Here is a 20,600-nt window from a genome sequence, read left to right on the forward strand (position 1 = left end):
AGCGTACTACACGAGCCTTATCGTCGGCAGCGTCAGCTGTGTATAAGAGACAGGTCGGGGAATGCCTCGGCGTACCGGGTCGCCGCCTGCACCATGAGCGCCGTCTTGCCCAGCCCGGGTGGTCCGGAGACGACCGCGACCACCGGTGCGCCCTGCCGGTCGGCAGGTTCGGCGCTGCGGGCGACGAGGTCGCCCACCCAGGCCACTTCACCGTGCCGGCCGGTGAAGTCGTCGACGGTCCGCGGCGGCGCCAACGCCGGCGCCGGCTGCCCGTCCCGCCGGTTGGCACGGGCGCTGTCGCGGAGGGCCGCAGCCGCGCCGGCCGGCAGGTGCAGCGCCCGGAGCAGGGCCTCGACGGTACGTCGCTGCGGTACCCGGCTACGACCGCGTTCCATGTCGCTGATCGCCCGGATGCTGACTCCCGAGGCGGTGGCCAGCTCCTCGATCGTCAGGCCGGAGTCGGTGCGGTGCCGGCGCAGCAGCAGACCGAAGCGGTTCGGCTCGGTGTGCGGGTGCTCGGGTCGGCGACCCTTGGATGCGGTACGTGACGAGTCGATCACATGCGGCATGGGCTGATGATGCCATGGCCGTGTTGCGGCTCCCGGTGTCGCGGGGTGCACCGTCCACGAACGAGCGAGCGGCTACGTCATCGCGTCGCCGTCCGGCACGAAGTGTCGGCGCAGGGTGCGGCGCCACCGCGCGGCGGGCAGGTCGGGGTCGAGCGCGGCGAGTCCGGTGGCGTACTTGGAGATGGAGACGGGGCGGTGGCCATAGCGCCACAGCAGACGGTCCAGGTGCGACGCCGTGGATCCGGTCTTGGTCTCGATGATCGCCAGCCGGGGCAGTTCCAGGCGACCGCCACGGTTGTCCTGCCAGCTCAACTCGACGTCGATGGTGGCCCGACTCGCGGTCGCCGGGAAATACAGCGTGTTGCGCAGGTAGGTGGTGGTGAGGGTCGGTGTGAACGGCAGGTCGGCGGCGGTGCGCAGGGCGGCCAACGCGCTGTCGACGAACGCGCGCCCGGGGGCGAGGGAGCTGCTGTGGTCGAGGTGGTAGGGCAGCCGGTCCTTCACCGTGCCGCCACGCACGCCCCTGGTCTTCACCTCAAGCCAGCACAGACCCGAGTCGAGGTACGTCCGGGTCCTGATTTTGAACCTGCGTCTACGCCGGTGTGCGGTGAGCCGGAAGCTGATCAGGTCGGGTGTGTCGAAGTAGACCGACTCGTACCGGAAGGCCCGCCGGCCGTCGATCTCCAACACCTGGGTGCGGGGGTCGAGCCCGGCGATCAGCTCGGGCACCTCGGCCAGCGGAAGCAGGTACTTGCGGTCGAACCGGGTCTGCAGTGCGGCGCGCTCGATCAGTTCGGTGAGCCCGATGGGGGAGAGGTCGTTGAGGCCCACCGCGGAAATGGTGAAGGGAATCATCGCGCCACACCCGCCGGGACCGGAGTTCTGACGGTACGGGCCTTCGGTCGTGAGTAGCGTACGTCGACGACGGTGGTGTCGTTGACCAGGTCGATCCGCTCCACGTTGGCGGCGTGCACCCGGGCCCCGAGCAGCTGTTCCAGGTGAGCGGTGAGGGCGACCGGGTCGATCAGCGCGGTGTCGATCACCATCACGTGCCGCCGGTGCCGGTGCAGCAGCCGGGGGTGGTCGCCGATGAACATCACCACGAGGACGAGTGCCGTCAGTGCGGCGACGACCCAGACCGAGGTGCCGGCGATGGGACCGAGGATGCCGAGCGCGAGTGCGGAGAAGTAGTACGCCACCTCGTGCTGGTCCAGTTCCGTGGAGCGGAGCCGGATGATCGAGAGCACGCCGAAGAGCCCCAGACCGAGGCCGGCGCCGACGTTGCCGGTGCCGAGCGATGTGGCGACGGCGAAGACGCCGACGTTGACACCGAGGTAGGCCACTGCCAGGTCGCGCCGCCGGTGACGGGGAAAGTACAGCGCGAACACGAGCAGGCCCACGGCGGCCAGGTCTATCCCGGCCAGGACCAACTGCGACATGTGTGCTCCTTCCGATCGCTGCCTGGGCCTGGGCTGCTCTGCCCGGCCCAGGCAGCGGTGGTGCGGTAATGGGTCAGCGGCGGTACTGGCCTGCGGTGACGCCGGTCAGCACCCGGGTGGCGCCGGAGATGCTGCCGCCGGTGTAGAGGCCGCCGATGTTGCTGCCGCTCACGCTGCCACCGGTGTAGATGTCGTACTGCTGGCCGTTGGTGATCCGGTTCGACGAGACCACGATCTCCCGGCCACTGCGGGAGGTGCGGTACGAGGCGAGGACCGTGCTGCCGGAGACCACGTGCACGATGGTGTTGGCGGCGTAGTTGGCGGTGAATCGGGGGGCGACCCAGCCCTGTCCGGTGTTGGGCACGGTCCGGAACACGGCCAGGGAGGTCATGCCGGCGCCCACCACCGTGCCACCGGTGAAGTTGATGGGTCCGTCGGCGTCGATCGCGCCCTCGCCGCCACCCCGGCTGTGGGAGCTGCTCGCCACGACCGTGCCGCCGGCGAAGTTCAGCGACCCGTTGGAGTCGAAGCCGTCGGTCCCGCCGGTGGCCACGATCGAGCCGCCGGTGACGGTGATGAACGCCTTCGTGGAGGGGGTCATCTCGGGCAGGCCGTCTTCCGCGGCGTTGACCGCGTCGTCGCTTGCCACGACGGTGTGACTGCCGCCACTGATCGTTAGTTGCAGCGCCTCCAACGCCTCGTACGAGCGGGTCACGTTGATGGTGCCGCCGGAGATGTTCAGCGCGTTCTCGCCTTTGACGCCGTCGTCGGCGACGGAGACCGTGATCGTGCCGTTGGTGATGGTGACCACGCCTTTGCCGGCGTCGGTCTCGTTCGACTTGATCCCGTCGCCGCCTGTCGAGTTCACGTTTATCGTGCCGCCGTTGATGGTCAGCGAGTCCTTGCCGCGGATGGCGTCGTCCACCGCGTTCACGGTGATCGTGCCGGACCGGATGATCAGGTCGTCCTTGCTGACGATGCCGTCGGCGTAGTTGGCGCGTACGGCGAGCGCACCGGTGCCGGCGATGGTCAGGTCGGCCGCGCTGAACAGCGCCGCGTCCGGCTCGCCGGTGTTGGTGTAGCGGGTGGCGTCGGTGAGTGTGTTGCTGGTGCCGGGGGCCAGGGTGAGCAGGACGGAGCTGGCGTTCGTGACGTACAGCGCCGAGGAGCTGGCGTTGGTGATCGAGGCGCCGCTGAGTATGATCTCGACGGTGCCGGTGGCGGTGGAGTCCACCCGCACGTAGCCGTTGTTCAGGGTGCCGCTGATCTGGTACGAGCCTGGGGCGGTGATGGTGATGGCGCCGCCGGCGACGGTGACGTTGCTGCCCGAGACGCTGGCACTGGATCCGGTCAGGGTGATGGTGGCGGTCGGTGCGGCGGCGGCCGCGACGGCGAGCGGGCCGGCCAGCAGGGCGGCGGCGAGGCTGGCGGCGACGGCGCTTCTACGCACGGTTGGTCTCATAGCGGTCCTGTTCTCGGGGCGGGGTCTGCGACGACAGGCGTCGGGGTCGGGAACCCGAACGCTGGCTGTCGGAGAGATGAACAGTCGGCGAATTCACCGGCATCGACGATCGTAAATTACGTGTGAGCGTTCGCATAGTCCCTTCAGTGAGAAAGCGACGCCCTCTCCGCATGCCTGGGCCAATGACAGGTAATGCATAGGAAACGCATAGCTCCGCCCGCTTGACCGCCTGTCGGGGATGTGCTGTCACGAGCCCGTGCGATAACCGATATCCATTGACGTGCAGCCATCCCGATCGGGGCGGTTGCTGCTGCCGGGACCCGGCTGACCGGCCGTCGGCGGGCGGCGTGATCCCCGCTGCGTTGCGCGGCTATCGTGCTCAGGTAGTCCGCCGACGTGATCGGTCCGACCCCCCGGCTCGGGCCCCGCGCCGAGTGGCCAGGATGCCGCGACGGCGTGGGCGACGTACCTTTCAGGCTGGTAGGACGGCAGATCAGGGTGAGGGAGACGCCGACGCGATGAGCAGTGGTGGACATCAGCCGCGCGGCGACGCCGACGTGTTCGCCGTCGACGAGGAGATCGGCCGTGACCTGGCCAGGGTCGACTGGGCCGCCACGTCACTGGGGCCGCCGGCCGACTGGCCGCAGAGCCTCCAGACGGCGGTACGCATCCTGCTCTCCTCCCGGTTCCCCATGTGGATGGCGTGGGGGCCGCAGCTGACCTTCTTCTGCAACGCCGCCTACCGCCGGGACACGCTGGGGCGCAAGTACCCGTGGGCGTTGGGCCGCCCGGCCAGCGAGGTGTGGGCGGAGATCTGGGACGACATCGGCCCCCGGATCGACACCGTGCTCAACACCGGACAAGCGACCTGGGACGACGCGTTGCTGCTGTTCCTGGAGCGGGCCGGGTACCGCGAGGAGACGTACCACACCTTTTCCTACAGTCCGCTGCGTAACGACACCGGCGGACTTGTCGGCATGCTCTGTGTGGTCCGCGAGGACACCGACCGGGTGATCGGTGAACGTCGGATGGCGACGCTGCGGGATCTCGGCTCCGACCCCAGCGTGGTGCGTACGGAGCAGGAGATGCTCGCCTTCGCCGCCCGGCAGCTCGACCGTAACCGGCGGGACCTGCCGTTCACGCTTACCTATCTGTTCTCCGACGACGGCCACGCCCGGCTGGCCGCCGCCACCGGCTTCACCGCCGCGCACCCCGCCGCCGCGGCGACGCTGTCGCCCGCCGACCCCGAGGCGCTCTGGCCCACGGCGAAGCTGCTGGAGGGCGAGTCGGCGCGGGTGCCGCTCGACGGTGACCGGTTCGCCGGACTGCCGACGGGGGACTGGCCGAAGGCCCCCACCGAGGCGTTGCTGGTGCCGCTGCGGCAACAGGGTGTCGTGCCGTACGGGTTCCTGGTCGCCGGGGTGAACCACTACCGGGCTCTCGACGACGGCTATCGCGGGTTCATCGAGCTGGCGGCCGGGCATGTCGCGACGGGGATCGCCAGCGCCCGCAGCTACCAGGCCCAGCAGCGGCGGGCGGAGGAACTGGCCGAGCTGGACCGGGCCAAGACGACCTTCTTCTCCAACATCAGCCACGAGTTCCGCACCCCGTTGACTTTGATCATGGGGCCGTTGGACGAGTTGCGGCTGCGGCTGCACGATGCCGAGCAGCCGGTGCAGGAGGAACTGGAGGTCATCCGCCGCAACGGGCTGCGACTGGGCAAGCTGGTCAACAGCCTGCTGGACTTCTCCCGGATCGAAGCCGGCCGGATGCAGGCGCGCTACGAGCCGGTCGACCTGGCCGCCGCCACCGTCGACCTGGCCAGCGTCTTCCGCTCCGCGATCGAGCGCGCCGGCCTGACCTTCGAGGTGGACTGCCCGCCCCTGGCCGAGCCGGTCCACCTGGACCGGGGCATGTGGGAGAAGGTGGTGCTCAACCTGCTCAGCAACGCGCTCAAGTTCACCTTCCACGGCGCGATCCGGGTGACGCTGCGTGCCGAGGACGGGCAGGCGGTGGTGCGGATCGCCGACACCGGCGTCGGGGTGCCCGAGGACGAGATGCCGCGGTTGTTCGAGCGGTTCCACCGGATCGAGAACTCCCGGTCGCGGTCGAACGAGGGCAGCGGGATCGGGCTGGCCCTGGTCAAGGAACTCGTCGGGCTGCACGGCGGCACCATCACCGCCGACAGCGCCCCCGGCGAGGGCACCACGTTCACGATCCGCCTGCCCTTCGGCACCGCGCACCTGCCCGCCGTCGCCCTGGCGCCCGCCGTGACCGGCACGGCCGTGGTGTCCGCCTCCGCCGAACCCTTCGTCCAGGAGGCGCTGCGCTGGCTGCCCGCGATCATCGGTCCGGTGACCGCGGTGGATCACGATCAGCCGGTCGAAGACGGGCACCTGCGCCGCGGCGTCCCCGCCCGGGTGCTGGTCGCCGACGACAACGCCGACATGCGCGAGTACCTCATCCGCCTGCTGCGCAACGCCGGTCACCGGGTGGACGCCGTCGCCGACGGGCAGGAAGCCCTCGAGTTGGCCCGCGCCGAGACCCCGGACCTGGTGGTCAGCGACGTGATGATGCCTCGCCTGGACGGGTTGCGGCTGGTCGCCGCCCTGCGCGCCGATCCGCGTACCGCGGGCACACCCGTGTTGCTGCTGTCGGCCCGGGCCGGCCAGGAGGCATCCATCGAGGGCCTGGAGGCCGGCGCCGACGACTACCTGGTGAAGCCCTTCTCCGCGGCCGAACTGCTGGCCCGGGTACGGGCGAACGTGGAACTGGCACGACTGCGCAGCCACCATGCCCGCTGGCGCACCGCCCTTGTCGACTCGTTGCAGGAGGCGTTCTTCGTCTGCGCCGAGGACGGCTCGGTCGTCGAGGTCAACGCCGCCTTCACCGACATCCTCGGCTACGGGCCGGAGGACCTGCGCAACGGTCCGGTCCAGCCGTGGTGGCCGGACCCGGACATCGAGCCGGAGGCACACCGCCAGGTGACCGAGGCGTTCGAGGTGCTGCTCCGGCAGTCGCACGGCAGCTACACCGCGCCGGTGACGCATCGGGACGGCCACCGGTTGTGGGTGGCCGCCACCTTCAACCAGGTCGACGACCCCGACACCGGGCGACGGATGATCGTCGGCACCTTCCGGGACGTGACCGCCGAGCACTACGCCGTCCAGCGCGAGAGCGCCCTGGCGGCGTTGAGCATGCGCCTGTCGCAGGCCGAGGATCTGACCGACGCGCTGCACGGCGTCCTGGCAGAGCTGCGCAGGCTCTGGCGGGCCGCCGGCGTGCTCGCGGCGGTGTTCGACGGCGCACACGCTCCCGTGCTCACCGCCACCGACCCGGAGCTGCGCTGGGACGCGCTCGCCGAGCAGCAGCGCCGCGACCTCACCGCCCTGCGGGACAAGCCCCTGCTCACCCCGGTCGCCGGCCACACCGGCGGGGCGGGTATCACGGTGGAGCACCCGCACGGCACCATGGCGATCTGGATCGACCTGGGGGAGAAGCGACCCTTCACCGAGCAGGACCAGACCCTGCTGGCCCTGTTGGCCGGCCACCTCAGTCAGGGGCTGCACCGGGTCCACCAGATCGATCAGCAGCGGGAGACCGCACTGGCGCTGCAACGGGCCATCCTCGGTCCGGCGCAGCTACCCACCGGGTTCGCCGTACGGTACGCGCCGGCCACCCGCCCGCTGAAGGTCGGCGGCGACTGGTACGACACCGTCGAACTTCCCGACGGGCGGATCGGCATCGTGGTCGGCGACTGCGTGGGCCACGGCCTCCAGGCCGCCACCGTCATGGGGCAGCTCCGCAGCGCCTGCCGCGCGCTGCTGCTCCAGGACTCCAGTCCCGCCCAGACGCTCACCGCGCTCGACCGCTTCGCCGCCCTGCTGCCCGGCGCCGCGTGTGCCACCGTGTTCTGCGGCGTGCTCGACCTGCTCACCGGCGAGCTGCGCTACTCCAGCGCCGGCCATCCGCCAGCGGTCATCGCCCATCCCGACGGCACCGTCCATCTGCTGGACCAGGGGCGTTCCCGCCCGCTCGCGGTCCGCCCCGGTCTCGACCGGCCCGAGGCGGACTGTGTCGTGCCGGCACGTGCCACCCTCCTGCTCTACACCGACGGTCTGGTGGAGCGTCGCCGCCAACCGCTGAGTGTCGGCATCGCGAACGCCGCCGCCGCCATCCAGACCGGGCGGGCCGCACCCATCGAGAGCCTGGCGAGTGACGTGATGGACCAGATGGCGCCAGACGGTGGCTACGACGACGACGTGGCGCTGCTCCTCTACCGCCATCCGGGGCCGCTGGAGTTGGAGTTCCCCGCCGAGTCCACCCATCTCGCCCCGGTCCGCAGCGCGCTGCGCAACTGGCTCGACCGCTGCGGGCTGGCCCCGGCGAACGCGTACAACGTGCTGGTGGCTGCCGGCGAGGCCTGCGCCAACGCCATCGAGCACGGCAACCACGACTCCTCCGGTGGCCGGATCCTGCTGCGGGCCGCCGCCACCGCTGACGACCTGCGCCTCAGCGTCACCGACACCGGCCGGTGGCGCACCCCGCAGCCGGCAGCCAACAGCCATCGCGGCCGGGGACTCGTGCTCATGCAGGCCCTGATGGACACGATCACCGTCACCGCCGGTACCGCCGGCACCACTGTCGACATGCAGGCAAGGATCACTCGATGACCACCGCGCTCTCCCTCGCCAACAGCCGGCGTCCTGACGGCACGCGGGTCCTGACCGTGATCGGCGAGATCGACATGAGCAACGCGGCCACCTTCGCCGCCGCGCTCACCGACGCCGTGGACACCGACTTCGAGGCGGTCGACGCCGGCCACCTCGTCGTCGACCTCACCGCGGTGGAATACCTGGACAGCGCCGGCCTGGCCGCCCTGTTCCCGCACGCCGAGCGCATCCAGCTCGTCGTCACCCCGCTGCTGGAACCCCTGCTCACCATCTCCGGGCTGGCCGACCTGACCACCGTGCACCGTCCGTGACGGCACCCCGGCGCCGCGGTGCCGGCTACGCCGCCGTCAGATCGGCGGCAGGGGCGGGTGAGCGTTCGCCATGAGTTCGGCGAACTGCGCGGGAAACCAGGCACCGACGGGCGGTGCGCCCCGCAGCGCGTCAGTGGGTGGCCAGCCGGACCCCGTCGGCGGCCGGTAGTCCGGGTCGCACTTGGGGTCGAAACCGCTGCGCGGGTCACCGACCTGCGCCGGGTCGGCGGCACCGTCGGAGGTGCCCGGCGGCTTCATCCAGACGTACGCGTCGACGCCGGGTCGCGGTGCCACCGCCGGGCGCTCACCGAGGCCGGCACCGGCCTGGTTGCACCAGTTCGCCGCCGAGGTGCGCCGGTCGACCCGGGACTTGTCGACGAAGGAGTCCACCGTGACCGCGGTGCCCGGCCCGGTCGGCCGGCGCGGGCCGCCCCACCCGTTGCGGGAGGTGTCCACAAGCACCCCGATGCGCTCCGGGAATCCGGCCGCGACCAGCTCGCGCCGCACCTGTTGCGCGTACGGCAGCTCGTCGACGAAGTTGTTCCAGTCCACCCAGCGACTCTGCCGCACCGACACCCCGTTGATCGCGGTGGTCACGTCGAAGTACGGCTCTACCAGCGCGCCGTATCCGGCGGTGTTGACGATGACGCCGTCGACGCCGCGTACGCCGGCGCGACTGCCGCCGACGATCTCCGCGATCAGGCGTACCCCGGCCGACCGGGACTCGTCCCAGCCCAGCTCGGCGTGGTGTCCCGAACCCAGGTAGCTGTAGAGGTTGGCGTACGGGTGGAACTGGTCCAGCGCGTAGCGGATGCCGTCGACGTAGTCGCCGCTGCGCGCCACGGTCTCGCAGCGCGGGGTGAGGCCGATGCTGGTGGCCAGGGCGGGCACCGCATGCGGTTCGATCACGTTGATGATGCGCAGCCGCCGGTACCTCGGGTCACGTTCGATGGCCACGATCGGGTCGATGAACTCCCGCTGGTAGCGGCTCACCTCGCCGATCGCGAACTCGCCGTGCGGGGAGAGCCGGTAGCAGTCGCGGCCGGGCAGGTTGTTCAGCACCACCTGCACGTACCCGGCCCGCTGCGCCAACGCGGCGTCCAGGTGGGCGCGCAGCCCCAGCTCACCCGGATCGCCGGCGATCTGACTGACCCGGTTCAGCCAGATCCCGGTCGGGGTGTTCGACACCCGGTGTCCGCCCGGCACGCTCTCCGCCCGGGCCCGCCACTGCGGATCGACATACCCGGACACCCCGGCGTACGGGTTGTCGACGTGCGGCTGTCTGCCGCCGGCTCCGGCGGGTGTGGCGGCGGTCCCCGCGCTGGCCAGGGCCGCGACCATGGCGGCGGCGAGCAGGCGGCGGGCTCTCCTCGTGACAGGCATGTGAAATCTCCGTGTCCGGTCGACTTCTATCATTGACCGTCATCGCTGGAGCGAGCGCAAGGGCGTATCGTGTCCCCATGGTGGTGCGCGCCCCCGGCGGCGGCTACGGCGACATGTTCAGATATCCCGCGATGCCCACCCCGCTGCGGGTCACCGTGCTCGTCTTCGCGCTGCTGTCGCTGCTGTTCACCCTGGCGACAGCGCACCGCCTGATCGCCGGCGGCTCGTTCGGCGCCGCCGTCTTCTTCGCCGTGATGGCAGTGGCCTGCGCGCTGGTGGCGCTCAGCCTGGTCGGCCGCCGCCCCTGGGCGCCCTATCCCGCGTACGCCCTGGCGGGTCTGCTGGCCGCGGCCTCACTCGGGCTCTTCGGCACCATCACCTGCGTCGGTCTGGCCCTGCTCGCCTGGGTGCTCTGGGCCTGCAACGTCCGCGCCTCCCGGGACTGGCTCGGCGGGCGCCGCCGGCTGCGTTGACCAGGTCCGGTCTGCCACTATCGCTGGTTCCGCCCGGGGCGTGCCGACGGCCGCCCCGAGCGGTTCGGGGTGCTGCTACGCCGCAGCGCTGGAGGTGGCCGCTTCCTCGTCCGCGTCGGTCTCCGCCGACTCGGCCTCGTCGGCCTGCTCCGCCTCCGGCGCGCTCTCGGCCGCCTTCGGGTTCACCCAGGAGAACTCGATCTCGATCGAGAACTCGTCCTTGCCGTCCTGCTCGATCTCCAGCTCGCAGTGCACCTGGTCGGCAACGGCGATGCTGCCGGCAGCGCCGTAGAAGACCTTGCCGGTCTCCAACTGGCTCGCCACCTGCCGCAGCCACGCGGCCAGGTCTGCCCGCGACACCGTCCGCTCGTCCTCGTAGATATCCATGCCGCAATGCTGACATCCCGCGCGCGGACTCAACTCGTAGGGTCGGCCGAATCGACAGCGGTCCGCGCCTCCCGCCGTCGGACCACCGCGATCATGGCTGTGCCGGCCGCCATCACCAGGCCGGACAGGAGCAGGGCCGCCGCGCCACTGACCCGCAGGGTCAGGATCGCGGACACCAGGGCACCGAGTCCCATCGCCGCGATCGCCCCGAACCGGCGCCACCAGGCCCCACCCGCACCGCCCGCGAGTCGGCTGTCGGCGGCGAGGTGCACCATGGACATCGTCACCACCACCGTGGAGAGATCCCGGATGCCGATCTGCCGAACCGCAGCGGCCTGGGCACCCAGCACCAGCGCCAGCAAGCCGGTGATGAGCACCATCCGGATCTCGTCCGGTGCGCCGGTGCCGAGCCAGAGCCCGGCCAGCAGGAGCGTCAGCGCGGTGCCGCAGACGAGGACGGCGAGACCGGCGCGGGGCAGCCGGACCGGGTCCGACGCACCCCGGGTCAGCCGGGCGGCCAGCACCGCGCCGAGCATGAACGCCAGCAGCGCCACCAGGTTGTTCACCACCGGCAGGTTGGCCACACCGGCCAGGCCGAAGCCGATGAAGAGCACGTTGCCTGTCATGTTGCCGGTGAAGACCCGATCCAGGGCGAGATAGCTGACCCCGTCGACCGCTCCGGTCGCCACCGTGAGCATCAGCAACGACGGCTCGTACCTGGTGAACATGAACCTTCCCGACAATCGCCGGCCAGCGGACGACCCGCGCACCCGTTCGCCTGATTGTGCCGCCCGCGCCGGCCCCGGATCCTCCGATCACGACACCTGGGCGGCTCAGCCGCCCGGGTAGCCGCCGACCGCCGGGGCGCAGAGCGCCTCGCCGAGCGAGGTCTGCCAGTACAGCACCTCGCGGCCCGAGCGGCGTCTGGCCACCAGCCCCGCGTCGCGCAGCACCCGCAGGTGGTCGCCGACCGAGCCCAGGGCCAGCCCGGTCACCGCAGCCAGCTGCGAGGTGCTGTGCGGGGTGCCCAACCGGATGAGGATCGCCGCCCGGTTCACCCCGATCAACCGATCGAGCCCGTCCGGGACCGGCGGGGTGCTCTCGGCGAGGACGCCCCGGGCCGAATAGACCATGCCGAACCGGCTCGGCTGGTCCCACACCACCCAGCCCCGGGCGCAGTGCGCCGGCACGAACACCAGTTGTTCGGCCTGGTCGAGCGGCAGCGGTGCGCTCGGGTAGTCGTTGACCTGGAGACAGCCGTCGCCCAACCAGCGCATGTCGCAGGCGATGTCGGTGAGCGCGCCGGCCCAGCCCTCGGCGCTCAGCCGGGCGGTCCGGGCCACGATGTCGGCCCGGAGCCGGTTCTCCCGGTCCGGCCACTCCGGTCGTACCGTGTGCTCCCAGACCCAGTTGAGCAGGTACGTCGCCTGCTCGGTCAGCCCGTCGGTCAGCAGCAGGTCGGCGAGCGGGCCGGGTCGGGTCGCCCGCAGGTCGGCGCGGATCTGCTCGTCGCCACGACCGGCGACGACCGTCAGCTCCTCGGCGAAGGTCGGCGCGGTGGTCGGCGGGGTCAGGGTGAGGAAGTCGGCGATCCACCGCGGCTGGAACGACGCCGTCAGCAACGCGCGGAGCACCGGGCGCCGCTCGAGCATCTGTTGGTACGCGGACAGATGCGGCCGCCGCCAGGCGTGCTGCCACGGATGCCGGGGGGTGTGCAGTGTCTTCAACGCGGCGACCGTGTCGGTCATCGGTGAGATGACGAACCGGCTGCCCGCGAGCAGATCCACGGGTACCCGCCAGACTGTCACGTTTCGCCTCCAGCCGTAACTCTATGGTGGCCCGCCGACCACGATGAGGATCGGGTGGTGAGAACGTACTCGGAGCTGTTCGCCGTATCCGAATTCCGCAATCTCTTCCTGGCCAACTGTGCCGCCATCGCCGCGCACACCAGTTCGGCGCTGGCGCTCGGATCGCTCACCTACGCCGCGACGGGATCGGCGCTGCTCACCGCGTTGAGCATGTTCGGTGCGCCGCTGGCCGGCGTGCTCGGCAGCCTGACCCTGCTCTCGGCGGCGGACAGCCTGCCACCTCGCCGGGCGCTGACCCTTGCCGGGCTCGTCGCCCTCGCCGGTGCCGCGCTCCAGGCCGTACCCGGGCTGCCGCTGTGGGCCCGGTTCGCCGTCATCCTGTTCGTCGCGTACGTCGGGTCGGTCACCGGCGGTGCCCGGTGGGCGTTGATCAACGACATTCTGCCCGCCGGCGGGTACGTGCTGGGCCGGTCGACGATGAACGTCAGCGTCGGCGTCATGCAGATCGCCGGCTTTGCCGGTGGCGGCCTGCTGCTGGTGTGGCTGAGCCCGTACCAGGTCTTCCTGGTGGCCACCGGGTTGCGCGCGATCGCGGTCCTGATCACCTGGTACGGCCTGCGGGAGCGGCCGGCGCGAGCTGACGCGCGCACCTCCACCCGACGCACCCTGCGGGTCAACCGGGAACTGTGGACGGATCCGGGCCGGCGCTCGCTCTACCTCAACCTGTGGCTGCCCAACGGTCTGGTGGTCGGCTGCGAGGCGCTGTTCCTGCCGTACGCCGGGGACCGGGCCGGCTTCCTCTTCGCCGCCGGTGCCCTCGGCATGCTGACCGGGGACGTGCTGGTCGGGCGGTTCCTGCCGGCGGCGATCCGGGACCGGTGCGTGCTGCCGCTGCGGCTGCTGCTGCCCCTGCCGTACCTCGTCTTCCTGGTGCATCCCGGGCTGCCGCTGGCGATGCTGCTCGCCCTGGTCGCCTCGATCGGGTTCGCGGCCTCGCTGCCGTTGCAGGAGTGGCTGCTCGCCCGCTGCCCGGTCGAGGCCCGTGGTCAGGCGCTCGGTCTGCACCAGAACGGGATGCTGACCGGGCAGGCGGTGTGCGCGGCCGGGGCCGGGGTGGTGGCCGATCTGCTGCCGACGTCGGTGGCGGTGGCGGTGCTGGCCGGGCTGTCGCTGATGGCCACCCTGCTGCTCACCCCGGGACTGCGTTGCGTCCGGCCGGTGCCGGTGGCGACGCCCACCGCGACCGCGGTGGGCAGCTGACCATGCCCGAATAGGAGGTTTCACATCTATGGCGCCGGGGTTGAGTCATGTAGCACGATGACTTTCGTCACCAGCGCCAAAAGGTGGCTGTCTCTTGCCGGAAGCGGCATGGTCGGGAGGATTATCGATGCGCCGTTGCTCTCCACACCCCGGTCGCGCCGTGTCGGGTCTGCTGGTGCTGGTCCTCGTCGCGGCGGTCGGCCTGCTCGGCACCGCCTCGCCGGCCTCGGCCCATGGCGGTCTGGCGATGTCCACCCCGGCGGCGGACGCCACGGTGCGCGAGCCGCTGACCACCGTGCAGCTCTACTTCACCGAGCAGGTGGTCCCGAACGCCTACTTCGCCATCATCGCACCGGGCGGCGGCCGGGTCGACAACGGTTGGAGCACCGGGGCACCCCGGCCGCTGGACCAGCCGGTGCGGGAGTATTTCCTGGTCGACGGCAAGTTCGAGCCGCGTGAGTACACCACCGGATTCCCGGCGGTGGTGAACCTGGCGCACCTGCCGGCGGCGGGTAAATACACGGTGAGCTACCTGTCGGTGGCCTCGGACGGCGAGCCGGTACGCGGCACGATGAGCTTCCAGTACACCGGCCCGGTCACCCCCGCGCCGCAGGGCTGGAGCCCGCCGACCGGCCAGCCGGACCCGGCGCTCGTGGCAGCTACCGAACAGCACGGACACGACGCGGCACCGGCGCCGGCATCGGCCGGGCCGTCCGCAGTGGCATCGCCTCCGGTGGCCGCGCCGATGCCGACCGTCGAGGAGACCGGCCCTCCCGGGTGGATCTGGGCCGCCGGGGCGGTGCTGTTCGGGCTCGCGCTCATCCTGCTCGTCGCCGGGCGACGGCATCCGGCCGCCGTGGCGGCGCTCCTCGGCCGGGTCGGGCTCTCGACCGGGACCGGCCACCGGTCCAGCACCCGCGCGCGGACCGGTGTCCGCGCCGGCATCGGCGCGAAGAAGAGCCGGCCGGACACCGCCAGACGGACCGCCGCGGCGAAGGCCGGCACCGGTCGCCCCGCCGGGGCGAAAACCAAGCGCACCGCCTCGGCTGCCGCCATCTCCGCGCGCACCGCGCCGGCTGCCGCCTCCGCTGCCGCGCCGACTGCCGTGTCCACGGCTGCCGCGCCGCTGGACGCCGAGGTGTCGTCGTCCGAGGTGCACGCCGGTGCCCCCGCACCCGACTCCCGGTGGGGCAACACGCGGCTCGCGCTGCTCGTCGGTGGGCTGGTGGTGACGCTGCTGGCGGGGTTCGGGCTCGGGCGGCTCGGCACCGGCGCCCCGGTCGCCGGCGACGGCCCACTGCCGAGCAGCGCCGCCGGCACCAGCGGGCCGCTGCTGTCGGCCGCAGACGGCCACCAGCACTCGGCTGGCACCGGGGCACACACGCATCCGGGTGACGGCCCGGACCAGACGCAGGCCACCGGGGTCTGGGCCAGCGTCGCCGGATTCACCCTGCGACCGGCGCAGCGATCCCAACGTGCCGGGGTACGGGCCGACTACCGGTTCCAGATCGTCGGTCCCGACCGCAAACCGGCCACCACCTTCGCGACAGTCCACGAGCGTCCGCTGCACATGATCGTGGTCGGTCGTGACCTCGACGGATACCAGCATCTGCATCCGACGATGGCCGCCGACGGCACCTGGACCGTCCCGCTGGAACTGGATCGTCCAGGCGGCTACCGCATCTACGCCGACTTCTCGGTCATCACCGCCGACAACAGCACCTTGCCGCTGGTGCTGGGGGTCGACCACCAGGTGCCGGGGGCGTACGCGCCGGCGGAGCTTGCGCCGCCGCGACCGCAGGCCAGCGCGGGACCGTACGCGGTGACGATGGCCGGTGCGCCCACGATCGGGGTGAGCACGCCGCTGACCTTCCGGATCGGGCGCGAGGGTGCGTCCAGCCCGGTGACCCCGGAGCCCTACCTGGGCGCGTACGGGCACCTGGTGGTGGTCCGCGAGGGTGACCTCGGCTACGTGCACGTGCACCCGGAGCCGGAACTCGTCGACGGAACCGTCATGTTCTGGCTGACCGCGCCGAGCGCCGGCCGGTACCGTGCCTTCTTCGACTTCCAGGTCGACGGGGAGGTGCACACCGCGCAGTACACAATCGACCTGGGCTAGCGGGCCGGTCGGCGCAGTGGGGGCCACTGCTGGTGGGTCCATGCGCGCAACGCCCACTCCACCGGGCCGTACCGGAATCGCCGCATCCACCACGCGCTGACCGCCAGCTGCACCAGGAAGATGGCCACCGCGATGAGCTGCGTCTGGGCCGGCGGCACCCGGCCGGCCAGACCCAGTCCGACGCCGGTGAAGACGAACAGGCAGACGAGTGACTGGCTGAGATAGTTCGTCAGCGCCATCCGCCCCGCCGGTGCCAACGCCTGCGCGACGCGTGGCCGTCGGGTGCCCAGCCGCAGCAGGGTCGCGGCGTAGGCCGCCGCGAGCAGCGGCGCGGTCACGATGCTGACCATCAGTCCGGTCAGGTTCGCGGTGCCGCCGCCCACCGCGAACAGGGCGGCGCCGGCCAGACCGACCGGGTAGCCGACCCGCTCGCACCGGCGCAGCAGGCTTTCCTGCGTGTGCACGGCCGCCAGCATCCGGTGCCGCCCGGCGGCGAGACCGACGAGGAACGCGGCGAAGGCCAACGGCCCCTGCACCGCGAGCCCGCCGAGCATCGCCGGCAACGAGCGCAGGTGTTCCAGGACGACAACACCGGATCCGCCGCGCAGGGCCTCCGTCGACCGCGCACCGGCGGCCAGCGCGGCGGCCTCGTCCGGGACCAGCGTGGCACCGAGGACCGCGGCCAGCCCCACCACGAACGCGACCACCCCCACGATGGTCGCCGCCGCGACCAGGGCGGTGCGCGGCGCGATCCGCCGCACGGCGAGCAGCACCAGACCGAGCAGCGCGTACGTGGTGAGGATGTCGCCGTGGAACAGCAGCACCGCGTGCAGCACCCCGAGCACGAACAACCCGCAGGCGCGGCGCAGGAACGACGGGCCGAACGCCACCCCACGTCGGGCCGCCGAATCGAGTTGCAGGGTGAAGCTGTATCCGAACAGGAAGGAGAACAGCAGGTACGCCTTCATCGCGAACAGCAGCTCCACGACACCGTCGACCAGCCGGTCGAATGCACCGTGGGCGGGATCGCCGACCAGGTGGAAGGCGTACCCGGAGGCGAAGAACGACACGTTCACCAACAGGATGAGCAGCAACGCCAACCCGCGCAGCGCGTCCATCACGTCGATCCGGGTCCGGTCACCGGCGGCGTCGTCGGACGACTGGCGAACCCGGCCCTGCCCGTCAGTTCGGTGCATGTTCATGACATCGAGCCTGGTGAAGACCGGTAGTGGTCGTACAGTGTTTCCGTCACACGATCCGGCGTGACGAAAAAACGGCCCCGGAGGGTGCGCCATGAGTTGTGCCGAGTGCGCAGGCGAACTGCCGGTCGCGGTGGGCCGGGGCCGGCCACGGCGCTACTGCTCGCGGCGCTGCCAGGCCCGTGCGTACCGCAGACGCCGCGACCACGGCCCGACCACCGCGTCCCGACGGCCCGCCGCGCCACCCACGCGCGACGGCCGCGACCCGGTGACCGTCGCGATCGCACTCGCCGACCAGCTCGGCATCGGCAGCGTCTCCATGCGGCTGCTCGCCGAGCGGGCCGGGCTCCCCGCCCACCTGCTGTACCGGCACGTACGCAGTCGCAGTGAGCTGCTCAGCGCCATGGCCGAGCAGGTCATCGACGCGCACCGGCCCGCTGTCGAGGTCGGCGCCGGGCGGGAGCCGCCGGCGGATCCACCGGCGCGGCTGGCCGCTCTCGCCCGCCACGAGTGGGCCATGTACCGCAGGCATCCCTGGCTGCTGGGCGTCCTCGCCGGTGACCGGCCGCCGACCGGTCCCGCCGTGCTCGCCATGGTCGACCGCGTCGTGTCGGTGTTCACCGACGCCGGGCTCGATCCCGTGGCGGCGTACCGCGCGTACCTCGTCCTCAGTGGCTACGTCCAGGGCATGGCGTTGCTCATCGCCCGCCGGCCGACCGGCACCGACTACCGCGCCTGGCGGTCGGCGACTCACCTTCGGCTCACCCGCACCGGTCGTCTCCGGCAGCGGCCGTGGTTGGCGGCGGCGAGTCAGACCAGTCCGGACAGAGACCTGGACACCTGGTTCGAGTTCGGTCTGGGCCGGATGCTCGACGGACTACTCCGGTAGTCAGCGGTCAGATGTTTCGTGGACATTTCGGACGAGTATCGGGGAAACTATTGACGATCAATGTTAACGCTCACAGCATGAAGGGCCTGTGACCCCTGCGTCTGGAGCCGCTATGCAGGTGCCCCTCGCTGCTGCTGTCAACTCACGCCCCCGGCCGGTCCGCGCTGCCGCCTTGTCGTCGGCCCTGAAACGTCTGTTCACTCCACGCAAACCGGCAGGCCGGCGGCGTACGATCTCGCTCGCCACGGTCTGCGCGTTGCTCGGCGCCGGGGTGGCGACCACCGGCGGCGCCGCGCACGCCGCCGCCGACGAATGGTCACCCCGTCCGGCGTACACCTCGACGGACCGGGGAGATGGTCGATACTCCGTGCCGCTGTTGCGCGCCGACGTGCCGGACATCGGCGTGGAACGGGTGCCGGCGGCCGAGAACGACGAAGGCCGGGACATCTACTACATGATCAGCACGACCATGCACCTGAGCCCCGGTGCACCGATCATGAAGTCGTACGACCTGGTGAACTGGGAGATCGTCAACTACGTCTTCGACCGGGCGAGCATCGGCGACTCGTTCTCCCTGCGCAACGGCCAGAACTCGTACGGCCAGGGCCAGTGGGCGTCGTCGCTGCGTTACCACGACGGCATGTTCTACGTCGCCTTCAACACCAACAACCTCGGCGGGGCGTACATCTACCGCACCGACGACATCGAGAACGGTGCCTGGCAGCGTACGGCGCTCGGTCGTGGGCTGCACGATCCGTCGCTCTTCTTCGACCATGACGGCACGCCGTACATCTTCTACGGCAACGGGACCATCAGCGCGGTGCGGCTCAACGCCGGGTTGACCGCCGTCGTGCAGGACTACCCGAACGTCTTCAGCGCCAACGACTACGCCGGCCAGCCCTTCATCGGCGGCCTCTTCGAGGGCGCCCAGTTCTACTACATCGACGGGCACTACTACGTGGTTGTCATCACCTGGCCGGCCGGCCAGGGCCGGCAGGTGGTGATGCTCCGCTCGCCCGAACTGCTCGGCCGGCACACCTCGGGTGGTGTGAACACCTACGAGGCCCGAGGGGTGCTCAACTCCAACGGCTTCGCCCAGGGCAGCCTGGTGCCGATCGCCCGCGATGGTGGCGGCACCGACTGGCACGGCATGTTCTTCCGGGACACCTTCCCGATCGGGCGGATCCCGGCGCTCATCCCCGCCACCTGGCGCGACGGCTGGCCCACCTTCGGCAACAACGGCTCGGTGCCGGTGGAGGGACTGTTCGACAAGCCGATCCGGCTCAGCCCCGAGCAGGAGCGGTACGAGCGCCAGAAGAGCATCGTCTCCTCCGACGACTTCGCCAACGACGCCCCGCACAAGGCGTACCTGGACGAGGAGTGGACCACCTCGGACCCGGCGATCGCGGCGGAGATCGCGCCCAACGGGTCGCGGCTGGACATGACCTGGGAGTGGAACCACGCACCGGACAACAGGTACTGGTCGCTCACCGATCGCGCCGGCTGGCTGCGGTTGACCAACGGCAAGGTGGTGACCGGCAACTACGTCTACACCAAGCTCTCCAACCGGGCCGAGCTGGCCTGGTTCGAGGAGGCCCGCAACACGCTCTCGCAGCGTACGTTCGGGCCCCGGCAGTCGGCCGAGACCAAGATGGACATCTCCGGCATGCGTGACGGCGACGTCGCCGGGCTGGCCGCCTACAACCGTGGTTTCTCCTACGTCGCGGTGAAACGCTCCGGCGGCACGAACACCCTCGGTGTGGTCAACCGTGGGCAGCCGTTCGCGGTGAACCTCGACCAGGCGACGCTGGAGAACTTCCTGCCCGGCACCACTGTCGACCTCGGCGCTGCCACCGAGGTGCACGTCAAGGCGGACCTCGACTTCGCCTCCCCGACCGGGCAGCTCTGGACCACCTTCCACTACAGCCTGGACGGGCTGACCTGGACCCAGTTGGGCAACCGGGTCGGCCCGCAGACCCTCGACGGCAGCCTCGCGCACTTCATGGGGCACCGCGTCGGCCTGTTCAACTACGCCACCGGGAGCACCGGCGGGCACGTCGACTTCGACCACTACCTGCTCAGCGACACGCTCACCTCCCAGGGCCGCCCGCTGGACACCGGTGAACTCGACGCGGCCATCGCGTACGCGGGCACCCTCGACGAGGCCGACTACCCGGCGGACGCCTGGGCGGCGATGCGGGCCGCGCTCACCGCCGCGACAGCGGCACGGGCCGGCCAGTTCGGCACCCAGAACCAGATCGACGCGCCGGAGCGGGCGCTCAGCTACCAGCTCGCCCGGCTCGGGGTGCTCCGCACCGAAACGCCCGAGCTGCCGGTCACGGTCACCGCCCAGGCGCGGTGTGTCGCCGGTACGGCGTACCTCGCCGTGCAGGCCCGCAACGACCACGACGCACCTGTGGACATCACGCTGGAGAGCACCTACGGCACGCGGTCGGTGCGCCAGGTCGCGCCGGGCGGCAACGCGTACCAGCAGTTCACCACCCGCACCGGCGCGGCAGCGGCCGGCACGGCGACCGTCCGGGTCAGCGCAACGGTCGCCGGCCGGGACGTGACCACCGTCCGCACCACCGACTACCCCGCCAACACCTGCGGCGGTTGACCGCCCAC

Annotated in this window: 16 protein-coding genes; 7 read left to right on the plus strand and 9 right to left on the minus strand. The window is 71.2% G+C overall.

The window, feature by feature from the left end; translation table 11 throughout:
- Nucleotides 1–32: 32 nt before the first annotated feature.
- The 4 genes from C1I93_RS33375 to C1I93_RS04375 form a co-directional block, all read right to left on the minus strand.
- Entirely contained in the window at nucleotides 33–569 is a 537-nt protein-coding gene (locus C1I93_RS33375) for a helix-turn-helix domain-containing protein (protein WP_111241911.1), read from the minus strand.
- Between the two features lie 72 nt (nucleotides 570–641).
- Nucleotides 642–1,400, minus strand: coding sequence for a polyphosphate polymerase domain-containing protein (locus C1I93_RS04365; RefSeq protein ID WP_223256659.1), 759 nt, complete (start codon nucleotides 1,398–1,400; stop codon nucleotides 642–644).
- 20 nt (nucleotides 1,401–1,420) lie between these two features.
- On the minus strand, nucleotides 1,421–2,008 hold the full coding sequence (locus tag C1I93_RS04370; RefSeq protein ID WP_111241913.1) for a DUF4956 domain-containing protein: 588 nt from the start codon (nucleotides 2,006–2,008) through the stop codon (nucleotides 1,421–1,423).
- A gap of 73 nt (nucleotides 2,009–2,081) precedes the next feature.
- Nucleotides 2,082–3,458: a carbohydrate-binding domain-containing protein gene (locus tag C1I93_RS04375; RefSeq protein WP_146603425.1), complete on the minus strand. Its 1,377-nt coding sequence runs from the start codon at nucleotides 3,456–3,458 to the stop codon at nucleotides 2,082–2,084.
- 530 nt (nucleotides 3,459–3,988) lie between these two features.
- Between C1I93_RS04375 and C1I93_RS04380 the strand changes: the two genes are divergently transcribed.
- Both C1I93_RS04380 and C1I93_RS04385 read left to right on the plus strand, forming a co-directional pair.
- A complete protein-coding gene (locus C1I93_RS04380; RefSeq protein ID WP_111241915.1) occupies nucleotides 3,989–8,143 on the plus strand; it encodes a SpoIIE family protein phosphatase in 4,155 nt (1,384 codons plus the stop codon).
- Nucleotides 8,140–8,454: an STAS domain-containing protein gene (locus tag C1I93_RS04385; protein WP_111241916.1), complete on the plus strand. Its 315-nt coding sequence runs from the start codon at nucleotides 8,140–8,142 to the stop codon at nucleotides 8,452–8,454. Before C1I93_RS04380 ends, C1I93_RS04385 begins: the two co-directional genes overlap by 4 nt.
- 36 nt (nucleotides 8,455–8,490) lie before the next feature.
- Here C1I93_RS04385 and C1I93_RS04390 read toward each other — a convergent pair whose 3' ends face one another.
- On the minus strand, nucleotides 8,491–9,837 hold the full coding sequence (locus C1I93_RS04390; RefSeq protein WP_111241917.1) for a glycoside hydrolase family 6 protein: 1,347 nt from the start codon (nucleotides 9,835–9,837) through the stop codon (nucleotides 8,491–8,493).
- Nucleotides 9,838–9,914: 77 nt separating this feature from the next.
- Here C1I93_RS04390 and C1I93_RS04395 point away from each other — a divergent pair, with 77 nt between their 5' ends.
- Entirely contained in the window at nucleotides 9,915–10,310 is a 396-nt protein-coding gene (locus tag C1I93_RS04395; protein ID WP_111241918.1) for a hypothetical protein, read from the plus strand.
- A 75-nt stretch (nucleotides 10,311–10,385) separates the two neighbouring features.
- Here the strand turns inward: C1I93_RS04395 and C1I93_RS04400 are convergent, their stop codons facing one another.
- The 3 genes from C1I93_RS04400 to C1I93_RS04410 all read right to left on the minus strand — a co-directional run bounded on the left by C1I93_RS04400 (nucleotide 10,386) and on the right by C1I93_RS04410 (nucleotide 12,505).
- A complete protein-coding gene (locus tag C1I93_RS04400) occupies nucleotides 10,386–10,697 on the minus strand; it encodes an amphi-Trp domain-containing protein (protein WP_111241919.1) in 312 nt (103 codons plus the stop codon).
- A 29-nt stretch (nucleotides 10,698–10,726) separates the two neighbouring features.
- Nucleotides 10,727–11,425, minus strand: coding sequence for a YoaK family protein (locus tag C1I93_RS04405; protein ID WP_111241920.1), 699 nt, complete (start codon nucleotides 11,423–11,425; stop codon nucleotides 10,727–10,729).
- A 105-nt stretch (nucleotides 11,426–11,530) separates the two neighbouring features.
- Complete coding sequence (locus tag C1I93_RS04410; protein ID WP_111241921.1) at nucleotides 11,531–12,505, minus strand: ArsR/SmtB family transcription factor; 975 nt, start codon at nucleotides 12,503–12,505, stop codon at nucleotides 11,531–11,533.
- Between the two features lie 57 nt (nucleotides 12,506–12,562).
- Between C1I93_RS04410 and C1I93_RS04415 the strand changes: the two genes are divergently transcribed.
- Both C1I93_RS04415 and C1I93_RS04420 read left to right on the plus strand, forming a co-directional pair.
- Nucleotides 12,563–13,765, plus strand: coding sequence for an MFS transporter (locus tag C1I93_RS04415; protein ID WP_111241946.1), 1,203 nt, complete (start codon nucleotides 12,563–12,565; stop codon nucleotides 13,763–13,765).
- Nucleotides 13,766–13,925: 160 nt separating this feature from the next.
- Nucleotides 13,926–15,884, plus strand: a complete 1,959-nt coding sequence (locus C1I93_RS04420; RefSeq protein WP_223256660.1) for a copper resistance CopC family protein — start codon at nucleotides 13,926–13,928, stop codon at nucleotides 15,882–15,884.
- Here C1I93_RS04420 and C1I93_RS04425 read toward each other — a convergent pair.
- A complete protein-coding gene (locus C1I93_RS04425) occupies nucleotides 15,881–17,086 on the minus strand; it encodes a DUF418 domain-containing protein (RefSeq protein ID WP_223256661.1) in 1,206 nt (401 codons plus the stop codon). The two genes, C1I93_RS04420 and C1I93_RS04425, sit on opposite strands and share 4 nt — an antisense overlap.
- Nucleotides 17,087–17,177: 91 nt before the next feature.
- Here C1I93_RS04425 and C1I93_RS04430 point away from each other — a divergent pair, with 91 nt between their 5' ends.
- Nucleotides 17,178–17,972 carry a TetR/AcrR family transcriptional regulator gene (locus C1I93_RS04430; protein WP_111241923.1) on the plus strand — a complete coding sequence of 265 codons (795 nt, stop codon included), beginning with the start codon at nucleotides 17,178–17,180 and terminating at the stop codon, nucleotides 17,970–17,972.
- A 172-nt stretch (nucleotides 17,973–18,144) separates the two neighbouring features.
- Nucleotides 18,145–20,592, plus strand: a complete 2,448-nt coding sequence (locus C1I93_RS04435; RefSeq protein WP_223256662.1) for a glycoside hydrolase family 43 protein — start codon at nucleotides 18,145–18,147, stop codon at nucleotides 20,590–20,592.
- Nucleotides 20,593–20,600 lie beyond the last annotated feature (8 nt).

The organism is Micromonospora endophytica, from assembly GCF_003236305.1.
Lineage (GTDB): Bacteria > Actinomycetota > Actinomycetes > Mycobacteriales > Micromonosporaceae > Micromonospora > Micromonospora endophytica.

Bases quoted from the DNA above. Each gene is read 5' to 3' on its own strand.
- C1I93_RS04425 (WP_223256661.1), bottom strand. From the start codon at position 17,086: ATGAACATGCACCGAACTGACGGGCAGGGCCGGGTTCGCCAGTCGTCC.
- C1I93_RS04385 (WP_111241916.1), top strand. From the start codon at position 8,140: ATGACCACCGCGCTCTCCCTCGCCAACAGCCGGCGTCCTGACGGCACG.
- C1I93_RS04395 (WP_111241918.1), top strand. From the start codon at position 9,915: ATGGTGGTGCGCGCCCCCGGCGGCGGCTACGGCGACATGTTCAGATAT.
- C1I93_RS04380 (WP_111241915.1), top strand. From the start codon at position 3,989: ATGAGCAGTGGTGGACATCAGCCGCGCGGCGACGCCGACGTGTTCGCC.
- C1I93_RS04405 (WP_111241920.1), bottom strand. From the start codon at position 11,425: ATGTTCACCAGGTACGAGCCGTCGTTGCTGATGCTCACGGTGGCGACC.
- C1I93_RS04400 (WP_111241919.1), bottom strand. From the start codon at position 10,697: ATGGATATCTACGAGGACGAGCGGACGGTGTCGCGGGCAGACCTGGCC.
- C1I93_RS04370 (WP_111241913.1), bottom strand. From the start codon at position 2,008: ATGTCGCAGTTGGTCCTGGCCGGGATAGACCTGGCCGCCGTGGGCCTG.
- C1I93_RS33375 (WP_111241911.1), bottom strand. From the start codon at position 569: ATGCCGCATGTGATCGACTCGTCACGTACCGCATCCAAGGGTCGCCGA.
- C1I93_RS04430 (WP_111241923.1), top strand. From the start codon at position 17,178: ATGAGTTGTGCCGAGTGCGCAGGCGAACTGCCGGTCGCGGTGGGCCGG.
- C1I93_RS04390 (WP_111241917.1), bottom strand. From the start codon at position 9,837: ATGCCTGTCACGAGGAGAGCCCGCCGCCTGCTCGCCGCCGCCATGGTC.